The sequence below is a fragment of the Vibrio sp. Y20_XG_PY13 genome, assembly GCF_024181925.1.
GTDB classification, from domain to species: domain Bacteria; phylum Pseudomonadota; class Gammaproteobacteria; order Enterobacterales; family Vibrionaceae; genus Vibrio; species Vibrio parahaemolyticus.
Genome location: NZ_JAMZAL010000002.1, coordinates 598118 through 613942 on the forward strand (window position 1 = coordinate 598118; position 15825 = coordinate 613942).

15 protein-coding genes and 1 riboswitch are annotated in these 15825 nt (G+C 42.9%); of the genes, 9 read left to right on the forward strand and 6 right to left on the reverse strand.

What is annotated here, in order from left to right; genetic code table 11:
• Positions 1-134 precede the first annotated feature (134 nt).
• From torD to NL646_RS07830, 5 genes are all read left to right on the forward strand, one after another.
• Positions 135-782, forward strand: a complete 648-nt coding sequence (gene torD, locus NL646_RS07810; protein ID WP_020904011.1) for a molecular chaperone TorD — start codon at positions 135-137, stop codon at positions 780-782.
• Positions 783-1219: 437 nt separating this feature from the next.
• Positions 1220-2224, forward strand: a complete 1005-nt coding sequence (purR, locus tag NL646_RS07815) for an HTH-type transcriptional repressor PurR (RefSeq protein WP_005457245.1) — start codon at positions 1220-1222, stop codon at positions 2222-2224.
• A gap of 267 nt (positions 2225-2491) precedes the next feature.
• Positions 2492-2581: riboswitch (cyclic di-GMP riboswitch) on the forward strand.
• Between the two features lie 116 nt (positions 2582-2697).
• Positions 2698-3288 carry a TfoX/Sxy family DNA transformation protein gene (locus NL646_RS07820; protein WP_005457243.1) on the forward strand — a complete coding sequence of 197 codons (591 nt, stop codon included), beginning with the start codon at positions 2698-2700 and terminating at the stop codon, positions 3286-3288.
• A gap of 211 nt (positions 3289-3499) precedes the next feature.
• Positions 3500-4192: a TVP38/TMEM64 family protein gene (locus NL646_RS07825; protein ID WP_017448272.1), complete on the forward strand. Its 693-nt coding sequence runs from the start codon at positions 3500-3502 to the stop codon at positions 4190-4192.
• On the forward strand, positions 4192-4512 hold the full coding sequence (locus NL646_RS07830; RefSeq protein WP_005483105.1) for a DUF2007 domain-containing protein: 321 nt from the start codon (positions 4192-4194) through the stop codon (positions 4510-4512). The genes NL646_RS07825 and NL646_RS07830 overlap by 1 nt, the downstream gene beginning before the upstream one ends.
• Before the next feature lie 42 nt (positions 4513-4554).
• Here the strand turns inward: NL646_RS07830 and NL646_RS07835 are convergent, their stop codons facing one another.
• The 4 genes from NL646_RS07835 to topA form a co-directional block, all read right to left on the reverse strand.
• Positions 4555-5358, reverse strand: a complete 804-nt coding sequence (locus NL646_RS07835; RefSeq protein WP_005495870.1) for an alpha/beta fold hydrolase — start codon at positions 5356-5358, stop codon at positions 4555-4557.
• Between the two features lie 122 nt (positions 5359-5480).
• Entirely contained in the window at positions 5481-6938 is a 1458-nt protein-coding gene (gene glgA, locus NL646_RS07840; protein WP_253664059.1) for a glycogen synthase GlgA, read from the reverse strand.
• A complete protein-coding gene (gene glgC / locus NL646_RS07845) occupies positions 6928-8145 on the reverse strand; it encodes a glucose-1-phosphate adenylyltransferase (RefSeq protein ID WP_023585404.1) in 1218 nt (405 codons plus the stop codon). Before glgC ends, glgA begins: the two co-directional genes overlap by 11 nt.
• Positions 8146-8741: 596 nt before the next feature.
• Complete coding sequence (gene topA / locus NL646_RS07850; protein WP_253664060.1) at positions 8742-11372, reverse strand: type I DNA topoisomerase; 2631 nt, start codon at positions 11370-11372, stop codon at positions 8742-8744.
• 464 nt (positions 11373-11836) lie between these two features.
• Here topA and NL646_RS07855 point away from each other — a divergent pair, with 464 nt between their 5' ends.
• A complete protein-coding gene (locus NL646_RS07855; RefSeq protein WP_005478953.1) occupies positions 11837-12085 on the forward strand; it encodes a YciN family protein in 249 nt (82 codons plus the stop codon).
• A gap of 57 nt (positions 12086-12142) precedes the next feature.
• Here the strand turns inward: NL646_RS07855 and aroA are convergent, their stop codons facing one another.
• Entirely contained in the window at positions 12143-13423 is a 1281-nt protein-coding gene (aroA, locus tag NL646_RS07860; RefSeq protein WP_005495880.1) for a 3-phosphoshikimate 1-carboxyvinyltransferase, read from the reverse strand.
• Between the two features lie 161 nt (positions 13424-13584).
• On the reverse strand, positions 13585-14061 hold the full coding sequence (locus NL646_RS07865) for a glycine zipper 2TM domain-containing protein (RefSeq protein ID WP_005495881.1): 477 nt from the start codon (positions 14059-14061) through the stop codon (positions 13585-13587).
• Positions 14062-14100: 39 nt separating this feature from the next.
• Between NL646_RS07865 and aat the strand changes: the two genes are divergently transcribed.
• The 3 genes from aat to infA all read left to right on the forward strand — a co-directional run bounded on the left by aat (position 14101) and on the right by infA (position 15809).
• Positions 14101-14811: a leucyl/phenylalanyl-tRNA--protein transferase gene (aat, locus tag NL646_RS07870; protein ID WP_020840333.1), complete on the forward strand. Its 711-nt coding sequence runs from the start codon at positions 14101-14103 to the stop codon at positions 14809-14811.
• Positions 14808-15509, forward strand: coding sequence for an arginyltransferase (locus NL646_RS07875; RefSeq protein WP_024699955.1), 702 nt, complete (start codon positions 14808-14810; stop codon positions 15507-15509). Before aat ends, NL646_RS07875 begins: the two co-directional genes overlap by 4 nt.
• 81 nt (positions 15510-15590) lie before the next feature.
• Positions 15591-15809, forward strand: a complete 219-nt coding sequence (gene infA / locus NL646_RS07880; protein ID WP_001040192.1) for a translation initiation factor IF-1 — start codon at positions 15591-15593, stop codon at positions 15807-15809.
• The last annotated feature ends 16 nt before the right edge of the window (positions 15810-15825 follow it).

Here is a 15825-nt window from a genome sequence, read left to right on the forward strand (position 1 = left end):
TTAATAAGTGCACATAATTCAACATAATCAACAATAATTATAGTTACTGCTATTCATCTTATTTGATTACACTTAGGGGATATCCCTAATTGACTTTATGATGCAATACTCGAAGCATCCTTCAGGAGCCAAAAATGCAAGAAGTGAAAGCTTTTAATGAAAAGCGTGCTGAAATTTACTGGTGGTTTTCGAGCTTATTCGCTAAAGAACTCAGCGAAAAAGAACTAGAAACCTACCACAGTGTTGAAATTCGCAGTTTTTTAGCGGGCTTAGGTGAGAACGAATCACTCAAGCCAGCCGTTGATCGCCTAGTTGATGCCCTAAACCGACTCCAAGACCGCAATGATGCTCAACTAGAACTTGCAGCAGATTTTTGCGAGCTGTTCTTAAAAACAGATAAGTATGGGGCACTACCGTACGCTTCTATGTACATTGGTGAATCAGGCTTGCTTAATGACAAACCTGCAGAAGAAATGGAAAAACTGATGGCAGATTTTGGGGTTCAGGTAGACGAAAACCTCAAAGAACCAGCAGACCATCTCGCTGTCGAATTGGACTTTTTGGGCAACATGATCATTCGCTCAAATGAGTTAGAGCAAGAAAAACATATGGAAGAGGCTTTCGTTAAACAAAATGACTTCATCCAAAATCAACTCATGTCTTGGTTGCCAAAATTTGCTGAAAAATGTAAGCAATTTGATGAATTTGGCTTCTACTTAAGCGTTGCGCAACTATTAATTGCATTTTGTAAACTGGACAGCGCTTACCTTCTTGGTGAATAATCACCGCCTATTTTTAGGGAGCCTGCCTGTCGGGCTCCCTATTTTATTCGCTTGCTTTTAATCTGGCTCAAAGACGTTCGTTCATTTAGCAGTCAAAATGTGACTTCAAATACACAAAACTCTTGCTGAAAATATTGCCAGCCAGCCCACATAGGGCTAAAATGTGAACGCAAACGATTAAATATGATTTATATGTAAACCGCTGAAATATAGCGGTTTTTGTTTTTTATTAATAGGTTGATAACCACTTCCTCATATTTAGTAGGAAGCCGAGTACCTTCAACCAAGTTGCTACAAATCTTTTTATACCGATTTCGGTACAACCGCTGCCTACTAGAATAGACACTACTGTTGTTGTGGTGTTTAGTTTGCGCAAAAAACTAAGCGTATGGTTGTATTCACTACGGTATTAAGTAGCTCGATACAGGACATCATTTATGGCCACTATAAAAGACGTTGCTCGCTTAGCCGGCGTTTCTACCACGACAGTTTCGCACGTTATTAATAAGACACGTTTTGTTGCAGAAGCAACCCAAGAAAAAGTAATGAAAGCGGTTGATGAGCTTAACTACGCACCAAGCGCAGTTGCTCGTAGTTTAAAATGCAACTCAACTCGTACTATTGGTATGTTGGTAACACAGTCAACTAACCTGTTCTTCTCTGAAGTGATCGACGGTGTAGAAAGCTACTGCTACCGTCAAGGTTACACGTTGATCTTGTGTAATACTGGCGGCATCTACGAGAAACAGCGCGACTACATCCGCATGCTTGCTGAGAAACGTGTAGATGGCATTTTGGTGATGTGTTCAGATCTAACCGAAGAACTAAAAGAGATGTTAGATCGTCACTCAGATATCCCGAAAGTTGTGATGGATTGGGGCCCAGAGAGTTCTCGTGCGGACAAGATCATCGATAACTCTGAAGAAGGTGGCTACCTAGCAACTAAATATCTTATCGATAACGGCCACACTGACATAGCCTGCCTTAGTGGTCACTTTGAGAAACTTGCTTGCCAAGAGCGTATCGCTGGTTTTCGTCGTGCCATGGCTGAAGCAAAACTGCCAATCAATGAAGATTGGATTCTTGAAGGTAACTTTGAATGTGATACTGCGGTACTGGTTGCAGACAAGATCACCGCGATGGAAAAACGCCCTACTGCAGTATTCTGTTTTAACGATACCATGGCACTTGGCTTAATGAGCCGTCTGCAACAAAACGGCATCAAGGTTCCAGATGACGTTTCTGTTATCGGTTACGACAACATTGAACTTGCAGAGTACTTCTCACCACCGCTAACAACGATTCACCAACCTAAACGTCGTGTGGGTAAAAATGCGTTTGAGATCCTACTTGAACGCATTAAAGATAAAGAACACGAAAAGCGTGTGTTCGAGATGCAACCAGAGATTGTTATCCGCAACACCGTTAAGAAACTTAATTAAATGAACACAAGCGCCCTTAGGGGCGCTTTTTTTTTATTAAAAAAATAACACTTCCCGCACACTTTGCCTCATTCTTAAAAACAATAACTTCCATAAGTTACTGTTTTCTTTACATGTGAATTATTAATTCCCGCTTCTTTTCAAACATTAAATACAATTCTCAATTATGAGTACCCATGCACAAAATGGCATTATTTATTGAATCAAGATCACGTTTTAAAATCTAAAGTGTGATGTTAATTCAATATACGAAGTATCCTCATCTGGTCACGCACAGGGCAAACCATCCGAAAGGGTGGGACGCAAAGCCTCCGGCCTGAACCATAGTAGTATATGGAAGGTAGCGGGGTTACCGATGGCAAGTGTGCAACCAATGTCTTTACCCTTTAATGACATTGCCTTTGCGCACGTTTGCTACTCTCTCGGACCTGACTTTTGGTGGCGTAATATTAATTACACCGAGATAACAAAACATGGATAAACCGATACTCAAAGACTCTATGAAGCTATTTGAGGCACTTGGTACTATCAAGTCGCGCTCAATGTTTGGTGGCTTCGGACTTTTCGCTGATGAAACGATGTTTGCACTAGTGGTAAACAACCAGCTTCATATACGAGCAGACCAACAAACTTCATCTGACTTCGAGACACAGGGTCTAAAGCCTTACGTTTATAAAAAACGTGGCTTCCCAGTCGTTACTAAGTACTACGCTATTTCCAGCGAACTATGGGAATCTAGCGATCGCTTAATTGAAGTAGCGAAAAAATCCTTAGAAAACGCCAAACTTGAGAAAGAACAACAAGCGAGCACTAAGCCTAATCGCTTGAAAGATCTGCCGAACCTGAGATTGGCTACAGAAAGAATGCTTAAGAAAGCGGGTATTGATTCTGTTGCTCAACTTGAAGAAGAAGGCGCACTAAGTGCTTATAAAGCGATCAGAGACACGCACTCCACCACAGTTAGCCTTGAGCTACTTTGGGCCTTAGAAGGTGCTATTAACGGCACACACTGGAGTGTAGTCCCCCAGTCTCGTCGTGAAGAATTAATGAATGGCCTTTCGTAACAGAAGTCTTCTCTAATCTATCGACTAAAACCGCAGTGCGAACTGCGGTTTTTTTATGAAATTTTTTTAGCTCCCCTCGTGTCTACTCCTTTGTAAATCCCAAAACACCCGTATCTTCAGCGCCACGACTTAGTTTCGATAACGAGATTGTTAAAACAATATTCAGTATGAATACTTTAAGCGGTAGCCTAGATATAGAAACGGAGCACACATGAATAAAAAACTTATCTTTGGACTGATACTTGTTGCCACCATTCTTTTGTTAGGCGCTAATTTTGGTCAATATCTAACGCTTGAAAACGCAAAAGCGCAACAAGAAGCGCTCAATTCATTCATCGAAGCCAACATTGTCTATGCCGCCACGGTGTATTTTTTAGCGTATGTTGCGATTACCGCATTTTCTATTCCCGGAGCAGCAGTGGTTACTTTGCTAGGCGCAGCTTTGTTTGGGTTTTGGTTTAGCTTACTTTTGGTTTCTTTTGCCAGTACGATCGGTGCGACCTTAGCTTTCTTGAGTAGCCGATATTTGCTGAGGGATTGGGTTCAATCGAGATTTGGGGAAAAGCTTGTTGCGATTAACCAAGGAGTAAAAAAGGATGGCGCATTTTATCTGTTTTCTTTGCGCTTGATTCCAGTGTTCCCATTTTTCCTCATCAACCTACTGATGGGATTAACACCTATGAGCATTGCGCGCTTTTATTTAACCAGTCAAATAGGCATGCTCCCTGGTACTGCCGTTTACCTTAACGCTGGTACTCAGTTAGCAACCATTGATAGCCTTTCTGGTATCGTATCCCCGACGGTATTAGCATCTTTTGCTTTGCTGGGGCTGTTTCCAATACTCGTAAAATGGGTTATGAATAAGGTCAGGCCAACCCCTACTCAGCCAAATGGCAGTATTTGATGAAAATCTTTATCGCGAAAAATCCAGCAGAAGCGCATATCGTATGTGAACTATTAAAAACTGAAGATATATGCTGTGAGGTGCGTGGAGAAGGACTTTTTGGTCTGAAAGGTGAGCTTCCTTTTGGCGATGATACTGATCCTTATGTTTGGCTATTAGATCCAGAACAACAATTGAAAGCTCACTCAATTATTGAAGCATTTAGGCAGCAGTCACAAAGCAACATATATGAAGACTGGCAATGTCCTCATTGTCTTGAACACAACGAAGGACAGTTTGGTGCGTGTTGGCAATGTGGATATCAAATTGGGGAGCCATGATCGTTCCCCCTATTCTCGCATTTCAGGTGTCTATATTGATGGCTAGGCGACGATACTTTGTTGCTTTATAAATTCGATAGAGTGTTGGTTAAAATCTTCAGGACGCTCTACATTGCAGACATGACCGCAGTTTGGAATTTCACGCAAGATACTGAGCTTATGCGCTGCAACCATCTCTTTCACCGGTTGGATGAACATATAGTCTCTATCACCCATCAAATACAATGTCGGTATGGGTAACTCTCTGTCTTTGAAGTACTTCATCAATGGGTTTACATCCGCAGCAAGAATAAACCAGCGTTTAAACTCTTTTTGGCACAGCTTCTTTGCTTCTCGAATAAACAAATGCCTTGATTCACGCTGACTTCGTTGAGGCATCACAATGTAGGCAAACAGCTTATACAACCACATATAAGGCAAGATATGTTTACAGAAGTTACCCAACTTAACCAAAATCTGCGAACGCGTATTCAGGCGTGTCACCGCACCGCCTAAAACCATCGAACGAACTCTTTCAGAAGACAACTCCGCTAAATTTCGAACAATGATCGTACCCAACGACATGCCAACAAAGTGCGCCGACTGGATTTTGAGGTGATCCAGCACTTTTAATATATCTTGCGTCACTTCCGTGAAGGTGTAACGACTAGTTATCAACTCTTTCAAAAGCTGATTGGATTTTCCATGTCCTCGTAAGTCGATCAGCAACAAATTAAAGTGCTGCTTATATGCTTTAATTTGTTTAAACCATATCGAAGAACTGCCACCAGCACCATGCACGAAAACAACCCACTCATTACTAGTAGGATGTAAATAGGTTTTGTGAAAAAGCAGTGGCTGAGTCATGAGTCAGTATAAGTAAGATTCTTTGTGATAGAGAGTGACAGAATCCTATCACACTCCGTATAACCAAGGTAATAAAGGCACCTCAATAGGTGCCTTTGGTTACACTTTTTATCAAACTTGCGTCAATTTAACGCTGAACGATAGAGTTGCAAATACGATTCTGCGGCCTTCCGCCAGCAAAAATCTTTTTGCATTGCATGCAGTTGTACTCTTTGCACTTCCGTCAGGTTTTGCGCATACAACAGCAACGCTCGCAGCATAGTAAGTAGCAGCGCTCGAGGCGTCGGTTCATAAAATACAAATCCAGTAGCGTCACAAGGGTCTACGTCGTAATCATTCACACTGTCTTTTAAGCCACCTACCCCTCTCACGATAGGCAAGGTGCCATAAGCCATGCTGTAAATCTGATTTAAGCCACATGGTTCGAATTCAGAAGGCATTAAGAAGAAATCCGAACCAGCTTCAACTAAATGCGCGAGTTCATTGTCATACGCCTCAACAAACACAAACTTGTCGGAGAATTGCGCCGCAACCTCTTCCAATTGTGCAGCCAAAACGGGATCACCCGTCCCAACAACAACAACTTGAACATCATGCTTCAAAAAATCCGCCAAAGCCGGCAGCAAGTAATGCACGCCTTTTTGCTGAGTCAAACGACAAACCATACCAAACATGGCTACATCTTTTTCAGCAAGGTTTAGCTTCTGCTGTAATGCGCGCTTACAAGTGTTTTTACCTAGAACCATACTTTGTTTGTCGGCACTATAGTTCATTGGTAAATAAGCATCAGTTTCCGGATTCCAAGCACTGTAATCGCAGCCATTTAAAATTCCGACTAAATCCCCTGCACGTTGCTGAAACTCCCATGCCATTCCATGACTGCCAAGTTCTGTTTTTAACTCTTCAGCGTACGTTGGGCTGACTGCATTTATCTTATCGGCATTCATTACGCCAGCTTTGAGCATAGTAATATGCGTGGCACTCACCGCAGCATCGGGAACGTTTCGGCAGTGAAATTCAGGCAAACACTGTACGTCGTCATAACTAAATACGCCTTTAAAGACCGCATTATGAATTGAAATGACGCTTTTTGTATGAGCAAAAAAGGGATCATTGCCATACCTGTGCTTAAGCAAAAACGGAACCAGCCCTGTGTGCCAATCATTTGCATGGATGATATCAGGTTGAAACGCCAGCTTCGGCAACATGTCGAGGCATGCAGCACTGAAAAACGCAAAACGCTCACCATTATCGGTATACGCTTGGTTGTTCTCTGCATACATTGATGGCCGATTGAAGTACGGCTCACAATCAATCAGATAGACAGGATTGTTTCCTAACGTAAGCAATAGAACTCGATACTTTGTATTCGGCCATGACGTTAGATTTGTTTCTAGCACAACTTCTGCGTCCGCTAATCTTTCGATACTGGTGTACGCAGGAATCGTAATTCTTACATCTTGCTGTAGGTTTTGAAGGGTTTCCGGCAGTGCCTTGGCAACATCTGCCAAGCCACCACTTTTAATAAGACCTTCAACCTCAGAAGCTACAAACAGAATGGATAAGTTGTTAGTAGCCAACTCGTGCTCCTTTCGGAATAACAACAATGCCCTCTTCCGATACATGGAAATGCTTTTTATCTTCTTGAAGATTCACACCAATTTGAGTTCCAGGTGCAATATCGGCATCCTTGTCGACAATAACACGACGTAACACACAGCCTTCGCCAATTTTTACGTCACCTAATAGGATACATTCGCTAATATCACACGCGGATGCAATATTGCTGCGAAATCCAAGTACTGACTTCTCGATACGAGAACCACGAACATAACTGCCATTACATACCAAGCTATCGATGATCTGCACTCGACCGTTGTCTGAATCGGTAAACGTTGCAGGTGGCAATGGTGGGTAATAGGTATGAAGAGGCCACTTACGGTTGTACAAAGAGAATGGCGCGTCTTTTTCTAATAGATCCATGTGCGCTTGCCAATAAGCATCAATCGTACCTACATCACGCCAGTAAACCTCTTCTTTCTCACCACTGATTCTGTTGGTGCTGAAGTCATAGACAAAAACGTCACCACGAGGGAACATTTTCGGGATGATATCTTTACCAAAATCATGAGAAGAAGCTTCATTGTCTGCATCTTCCACGAGTTCAGAAAATAGAACTTGCGCTTCGAATACGTAGTTCCCCATCGAGACTAACGCGAAATCTGGTTCTCCAGGAATCGATTTTGGATTAACGGGTTTTTCCTCAAAGCCAATCATTCTGCCTTCAGCATCAACCTCTATTACACCAAACTGAGAAGCTTCTTTTAGTGGCATGCGCAGTGCAGACACCGTCAATGACGCCTTCTTCTCCGTATGGAAGTTCAGCATCTGCTTGATGTCCATCTTGTAAATGTGGTCAGAGCCAAAGATACAAACCTGATCCGGTTCTTCGAGCTCCATAAAACGTAGGTTTTGATAGATAGCATCTGCAGTGCCTTCATACCAACGCTTACCCGTACGCATTTGCGCAGGAATTGGGTCAATAAAGCGATCAGTAATACCATTAATATTCCACCCTTTTTTCAAGTGATGGAAAAGTGACTGAGATTTAAATTGAGTAAGGACATAAATGCGCATCAAATCCGCATTTACAAAGTTGTTTAGAGCGAAATCAATCAGCCGATAACTTCCACCAAAAGGTACCGAAGGTTTACTACGGGATTCAGTTAAAGGTCTCAAACGAGAGCCTTCACCGCCAGCAAGAATCATTCCCAAAACACCAGCCATTCGTTGTTCTCCATATCGTTATAGCTTGGATTTAGTACTCACTTGAATGAGTAAAACTCGGGGAGTCAAGCGAATACATTGTTGCACCTACACCTGAGCCTCTATTGAGCCCTTGCAGTGTAGATAAAAAAGCTATTGCATTTTCCAGTATGCAAATATTCAAATTGTTCTTATTTTTTGACGCTAAATAAATGCATACAATTGCACTAATTTTGTAATAAATTATCCAACCAGAATCTAAATTACAATTTTTAATATGCCGTTCTGTGTTGCATACAAAGGTTACTTGCTCAAGACGATATCCAGATCACACAAGGCCAAGTAAGCGATTACATTGTGAAAACAATTTACGAACGCGTTAACTACAGTTCATGTTTGAAATACCAAGATATAACAAATGTGTGAATATAAAATGAATAGTTCAACTGAATGTTGTTTACAAAAAAAACACTTGTAGATTCATACAAAACAAATCGCTAAAAGTGGGAAAACAGAGCTTAAAAACGGTAGGGAAAGGAGCAGATGGAAACCCGCTTAGACAGGAAGATATAAAAATAAAGGCAGCGTATTTGCTGCCTTTATTTTACAAGTTGAGCTTAAGCTTTCGCTTTTTTACGTTTATCAGTGACTTCCCACTTACCATCAACGTAAAGTGCAGTCCAACCACTTGGTTTACCGTCGTCTTCTGAACGAACATAGTTCTCTTTCGTCTTACGGCTAAAGCGAACCACGGCTGGGCGGCCATCTGGATCCTCTTGAGGAGCCGTTGTTAGGTACTTAAACTTCTCTGGTAGACGCTCTTCAAAACGCGCCAGTTCAGAGACTAGAGGTGCTCTTGTTTCACGCGATTTAGGGAAGTTGCTTGCCGCCATAAATAGGCCAGAAGCACCATCACGAAGCACGAAGTACGCATCTGAGTTTTCACATGGCAATTCAGGGAAGTGCACAGGATCTTCTTTAGGTGGCGCTACTTCACCGTTCTTCAGGATTTTACGGGTGTTCTTACAAGTTTCACTCGTACAATCCATGTATTTACCAAAGCGGCCGTTCTTAAGCACCATGTCTGAGCCACACTTGTCACACTCAACAACAGGGCCATCGTAGCCTTTCACTTTGAATTCGCCGTACTCAACAACATAGCCTTCACAGTTCGGGTTGTTACCACAAACGTGCATCTTGCGCTTGTCATCAATCAAGTACGCGTCCATCGCAGTTTCACAGATCGGACAACGTTTTTTCGCACGAAGAGCAGCCGTTTCAACGTCTTCTTCTAAAACGTTGATAATACCTTCTTCGTCACCCAAGTTAATGGTTGTCTTACAACGTTCTTTAGGTGGCAATGCGTAACCAGAACAGCCTAAGAATACGCCTGTAGAAGCGGTACGAATACCCATAGGGCGACCACATGTCGGACACTCGATATCCGTCATCACAATGTGGTTTAGCTTCATACCACCTTCAGATTCGTCTAACTCGGCTTTTTCTAGGTCACCAGTGAAATCCGCAAAGAAGTTGTCGAGTACTGCTTTCCAGTTCACTTCACCTTCTGCGATTTGGTCCAGTTTCTGTTCCATACGCGCAGTAAAGTCGTAGTTCATTAAATCGTTGAAGCTGTCATCAAGACGGTCAGTAACAATTTCACCCATTTTTTCAGCGTAGAATCGGCGCTGATCTACTTTTACGTAGCCACGGTCTTGAATAGTAGAAATGATCGATGCGTAAGTCGAAGGACGACCAATGCCTCGTTTTTCTAACTCTTTAACCAATGCCGCTTCCGTAAAGCGCGCAGGTGGCTTTGTAAAGTGCTGTTTAGGGTCAAGTGACTCTAGGCTTAGCTTATCGCCAAGTTGTACCGCAGGAAGGATTGTGTCCTCGTTTTTGCCCATTGGACGCTGTACGCGAGTCCAACCATCAAACTTAAGGATACGACCTTTCGCTTTTAGCGTGTATTCCGCCGCTTTTACGCTGATTGTGGTTGAATCATATTCTGCAGGTGTCATTTGACACGCAACGAACTGATTCCAGATCAGTGAGTAAAGCTTGTGAGCATCCGCATCTACACCTTGCAAGTCTTCTTCTTTCACTGATACATCAGATGGACGAATCGCTTCGTGCGCTTCTTGAGCACCTTCTTTGCTGCCGTACGTTAGTGGCTTAGCTGGAAGATACTTGTCACCAAATTCTGAACCAATGAAGTCACGAACAGCATCAACTGCTTCCGCACTCAAGTTAGTCGAGTCGGTACGCATATATGTGATGTAACCCGCTTCATACAGACGCTGAGCTAACATCATGGTTTTCTTAACGCCGTAACCTAGACGGGTACTTGCCGCTTGCTGCAATGTTGATGTGATGTATGGCGCAGAAGGCTTGCTCTTCGTCGGGCGGTCTTCGCGCTTACACACTTCGTAGCTTGCGTTTTCAAGGACAGAAATGGCTGCCTTAGTTTCTGTTTCGTTAACAGGCTTAAACGCAACGCCATCTTTCTGCGCAACCAGCAGTTTGAAATCTGACTTATCTTTAGTTTTGGTATTTGCGTGAATATCCCAGAATTCTTCTGGCACAAATGCGTTGATTTCACGCTCACGTTCTACCAATAGCTTCACCGCTACAGATTGAACACGACCAGCAGACAGGCCACGTGCCACTTTCTTCCATAGCAATGGAGAAACCATGAAACCTACAACGCGGTCCATGAATCGACGCGCTTGCTGCGCATTAACGCCATCCATATTTAACTCGCCAGGAGTCTGGAAAGCTTGTTGGATAGCATTTTTAGTAATTTCGTTAAAGACTACTCGTTTGTATCGCTCTTCATCGCCACCGATGATCTCACGAAGGTGCCATGCGATTGCTTCCCCCTCGCGGTCCAAATCGGTTGCGAGATAAACGCAATCAGCATCTTTGGCTAATTTTTGTAGTTCGCTTACGACTTTTTCTTTACCCGGAAGAATCTGATAGTTCGCTTCCCAGTCATGATATGGGTTAATCCCCATTTTTTTGATCAGCGCTTTGCGATCTTTTTCTTTTTTAACGCGCGCTTTCTCTTCTGCGCTCATCCCTTTTGTTGAGATAGCTGCAGCTTTCTTCTCACCAGTGCTTTGACCGGCCGTAGGCAGATCACGCACATGACCAACACTAGACTTAACAATAAAGTCCTTACCAAGGTACTTATTTATCGTCTTTGCCTTGGCTGGAGACTCCACTATAACGAGTGATTTACCCATAACTGACTCTAACGTCCTTCATAATAATGCGGGTAGAAACCTCGTTTTAAGGTCACCCGCATAGTGTTCTATTTCATTGCTTCTTTTTTTACTATTGTGCGAGATGAAAAGAAGATCAACTGCTTTTTTGAAATTCAGATCCGATTGGTTGACAATTCATCGTCTTTATACTTCAAAGAGACAGGGGTCTGAAAGGTATTGAGCGGCATATCTAAGCAGGCAAACTTTGCTACTGCTAATCCAATGCAATAAATTTTGTTACTCATCACAAAATATTTTCTGTCAATATGGCGCAACCTTAGGTTGTTGCGCTGAAAGCCACTTTGTATCCGCGTAACCTCAGTACTGAGTTAACCCTCGCCTCAAATCAACCAACGTGGTGATGGAATTAATCATGCAAACCCTTAAAGAATATGGGTATACTTCGCCACACTTTTTAATTTGTAATGAATGATGAGAACGTTATGTCTGATAGAAAGTTTATTGAAGAATTCGACCTTCTTTTAATCGCAAACCAAATCATCCAAGAGCACGATGATTACATCAACGGAATGCGAGCGACAAGCGTAGAAGAAAAAGACGGGGTTTTGGTATTTAAAGGTGAGTACTTCCTTGATGACAAAGGCTTACCAACCGCAAATACTACGGCAGTATTCAATATGTTCAAATACTTAGCCCATCACCTTTCTAAAGAATTTACGCTGATTAAATAACAGCAAATTAAGACAAAAAAGCCAGAGCATCATCGCTCTGGCTTTTCAGTTAGAGATCTAGCAGCTCAACGCTTTAAGCTTGTCGAAATAATCCGGGAATGTTTTGGACGTACATTTCGGGTCATTAATCGTCACTGGTGTATCGCTTAACGCCACCAGAGAAAAGCACATCGCCATACGATGATCATCGTAGGTATCAATCGCCGCATGTTTAAGGTGAGGTACTGGTTTAACGATGATGTAATCCTCACCTTCTTCCACTTCCGCACCAACTTTACGAAGCTCTGTTGCCATTGCAGACAAACGATCGGTTTCTTTTACACGCCAGTTATAAACATTGCGAATTGCCGTGGTACCTTCAGCAAACAAAGCCGTCGTCGCGATGGTCATTGCTGCATCTGGAATATGGTTGTAATCCATATCGATGCCCTTAAGCTTCCCGACGCGGGAAATAACGTAATCATCGCCCCATTCAATCTCTGCGCCCATTTTTTCTAGCGCATCAGCAAATTGAATATCACCTTGGATGCTATTTTTACCGATGCCAGTTACTTTGACTTCACCGCCTTTGATTGCTGCCGCAGCTAAAAAGTAAGAGGCCGACGAAGCATCCCCTTCCACAAGAAAATCACCAGGCGCAACATAGTGTTGACCAGCTGGAATCACAAACTCTTGATAGTCGTTGTTGATCACTTCGACACCGAACTGCTTCATGATATGCAGCGTAATATCAATGTAAGGCTTTGATACCAAATCACCTTCAATCTTAATACGCACTTCGCCTTCGGCAAGTGGTGCAGACATCAAAAAAGCCGTGAGAAACTGACTAGAAATAGAACCATCAATCGACACTGTGCCTGCTTTCAGACCAGTACCGACAATCTTTAGTGGTGGGTAGTTTGTGTTTTCCAGATATTCAATATCTGCTCCCGCCTCTTGCAATGCAGTCACAAGATGACCAATTGGCCGTTCTTTCATACGAGGCTCGCCAGTAAGCACATATTCACCTTGGCCAACACAAAGTGCGGCTGCTAAAGGTCGCATGGCTGTGCCCGCATTGCCCAGAAAGAGCTCGACAGGTTCTGATACTGAGAACGGACGACCAAGGCCTTCAACTACACATTCTGTTTTATCTGCAGATAATGTGTACTTCACGCCTAGTTTAGTGAGTGCGTTTAGCATGTGACGAATGTCGTCACTATCGAGAAGGTTGGTGAGACGAGTCGTCCCCTTTGCTAATGCAGCGAGTAAAAGTGCTCGATTAGAAACACTTTTGGAACCAGGAAGGTTCACTTCCCCTTGAATTTTATTGATCGGTTGTAACGTTAGGCTTTCCATTAAAAGTTGATAATCCTTTGTGCTCTCAATTCACGCTGTTGTGAGAGCTAAACAATTCTTCGTGGATTCAGACTAACGAAAAAACCAGCACAAAACCAGAGCAAATCTGCGCTAATTTCTGAATAATTAGTCAACGATAAAATTGACGCTAAAACACCCACTCAGTACGCTAAATCTACGCGCACTCCATCATCGAAATATAAGATACGAACTTCATCCCCTCGGCTAAACAGCATATTTTTATCAACATCCTGAATAACGTTGATCAGTTTATCGCCTTTAACTTTAATTAGCAGTTCAACCAACTTATATTCAACTGTGTATTGATAATTACTTTGGTTTTGAGCAACCGCAGCGCCAGCCAGTGCGCCAACTGCTGTGGCTACCTCTTTACCCGTGCCACCACCAAACTGGTTGCCAACTAAACCACCAATGGTTGCCCCTAATAGGGTTTTCCAACCGTTACTTTTCGATTGCACAACTTCTTGTTGAGTGATGTAACGCACTGAATCTATCTTCCCGTACACCACTTCATTCACTGGTTTTGCGACATTCCTTTGGTACGCTGCATTGGCGAAAAGGGGTAAAAACAGTATGATCCAAGGACATACTTTCAAAAATTTTCTAACTCGAGTCATCACAAATTCCTTTGGTTCGATATTGGTCAGTACTTTTCTATGGCAATCTATTTAACTGAACTCGATTCAACGTTCAACTTCCCATCCCCTTACGAAGCTCTGTCAGATCCCAATGGTCTGTTGGCTTTTGGCGGAGACTTAGATCCACATAGAATTTTGAGTGGCTACTACCAAGGTATTTTCCCTTGGTATGGTCCAGGAGAACCCATTTTATGGTGGAGTCCTTCGCCACGTGCGGTGTTTGATCCTTTAACGTTTAAGCCATCAAAAAGTCTTAAAAAGTTTCAGCGCAAGCATCAATATAAAGTCACTATAAATCAAGCGACTGAGCGCGTCATTCAACTTTGCTCGTCTACCCGGCCAGCAGATGAAACATGGCTGAATGAAGAGATGCAAGCCGCTTATATTCAGCTATCCAACCTAGGGCATTGCCACTCAGTAGAAGTATGGCATGACAACACGCTTGTTGGCGGTTTATACGGCATTAGCGTGGGTCAACTTTTTTGTGGCGAGTCCATGTTCAGTTTGAAAGACAACGCATCAAAAATCGCATTGTGGTATTTGTGCACGCATTTGGCGTCAAAGCATGGTCAATTAATAGATTGTCAGGTGATGAACCCGCACTTGGCATCCCTCGGCGCATTTGAACTTGACCGAGACGAGTTCATACAAAAGCTACTATCTTTAAGAGAAAAGCAAACGGCTTCTGACACCTTTACGCCCCAAGTTTTGCAGGATTCAGAATCATGAGCACAGATCTACAACACATTCGAATTGGGTTAACCAACAACCATCCTTGTAGCTATTTACCGGAGCGACAAGAGCGTGTTGCGGTGGCATTGGACGCTGAATTACATACTGAACAAAACTATCAACTATTGATGGCTAATGGCTTTCGTCGAAGCGGAGATACAATATACAAACCACATTGCGAGCGTTGCCATGCTTGCCAACCTATTCGCATATCGATACCTGATTTCGTACTATCTAGAAGTCAAAAACGACTGCTCAGTAAAGCCAAAAATCTGCGTTGGGAGATGAAAACGGAGATGGACGCCGAGTGGTTTGAGCTCTACAGCCGTTACATTTGCAAGCGACACAAAAACGGTACCATGTACCCTCCCAAGCGAGATGAGTTCTCACGTTTTGCACAAACGACTTGGCTGACAACGTTGTTCTTGCACATCTATGATGAATCAAATCAATTACTTGGTGTAGCGGTGACTGATGTGATGACACAATGTTCTAGCGCGTTTTATACGTTTTTTGATCCAGACTACCCACTTTCACTCGGTACACTAGCGGTGCTGTACCAAGTGAACTACTGCCAACAAAATAACGAGCAGTGGCTATATTTGGGTTATCAGATTGATGAATGTCCAGCAATGAACTACAAAACGCGTTTTCAACGTCACCAAAGGCTAGTAAATCAGCGTTGGCAAGGGTAGAATACGCCCCAACTTTACATAATTCCTATTTAGCGGCACAATAACGCTCGCTAATATTGCCTAATTTCTAAAGAGGATTAAATGGCTAAAGAAGACGTAATCGAGATGCAAGGTACTGTCCTTGACACTCTACCAAACACTATGTTCCGTGTTGAACTTGAAAACGGTCACGTTGTGACTGCTCACATCTCTGGCAAGATGCGCAAGAACTACATCCGTATCCTAACGGGTGACAAAGTAACTGTAGAGATGACTCCATACGACCTATCAAAAGGCCGCATCGTCTTCCGCGCTCGTTAATCTTTGATTTTCGGAT

Excerpts from the sequence above, each read along its gene's own strand:
- NL646_RS07875 (WP_024699955.1), top strand. The coding sequence starts at position 14,808 with ATGAGCACAGATCTACAACACATTCGAATTGGGTTAACCAACAACCAT.
- topA (WP_253664060.1), bottom strand. The coding sequence starts at position 11,372 with ATGGGTAAATCACTCGTTATAGTGGAGTCTCCAGCCAAGGCAAAGACG.
- aroA (WP_005495880.1), bottom strand. The coding sequence starts at position 13,423 with ATGGAAAGCCTAACGTTACAACCGATCAATAAAATTCAAGGGGAAGTG.
- NL646_RS07835 (WP_005495870.1), bottom strand. The coding sequence starts at position 5,358 with ATGACTCAGCCACTGCTTTTTCACAAAACCTATTTACATCCTACTAGT.
- NL646_RS07820 (WP_005457243.1), top strand. The coding sequence starts at position 2,698 with ATGGATAAACCGATACTCAAAGACTCTATGAAGCTATTTGAGGCACTT.
- aat (WP_020840333.1), top strand. The coding sequence starts at position 14,101 with ATGGCAATCTATTTAACTGAACTCGATTCAACGTTCAACTTCCCATCC.
- NL646_RS07865 (WP_005495881.1), bottom strand. The coding sequence starts at position 14,061 with ATGACTCGAGTTAGAAAATTTTTGAAAGTATGTCCTTGGATCATACTG.
- infA (WP_001040192.1), top strand. The coding sequence starts at position 15,591 with ATGGCTAAAGAAGACGTAATCGAGATGCAAGGTACTGTCCTTGACACT.
- NL646_RS07830 (WP_005483105.1), top strand. The coding sequence starts at position 4,192 with ATGAAAATCTTTATCGCGAAAAATCCAGCAGAAGCGCATATCGTATGT.
- NL646_RS07825 (WP_017448272.1), top strand. The coding sequence starts at position 3,500 with ATGAATAAAAAACTTATCTTTGGACTGATACTTGTTGCCACCATTCTT.
- purR (WP_005457245.1), top strand. The coding sequence starts at position 1,220 with ATGGCCACTATAAAAGACGTTGCTCGCTTAGCCGGCGTTTCTACCACG.
- torD (WP_020904011.1), top strand. The coding sequence starts at position 135 with ATGCAAGAAGTGAAAGCTTTTAATGAAAAGCGTGCTGAAATTTACTGG.
- glgC (WP_023585404.1), bottom strand. The coding sequence starts at position 8,145 with ATGGCTGGTGTTTTGGGAATGATTCTTGCTGGCGGTGAAGGCTCTCGT.
- NL646_RS07855 (WP_005478953.1), top strand. The coding sequence starts at position 11,837 with ATGTCTGATAGAAAGTTTATTGAAGAATTCGACCTTCTTTTAATCGCA.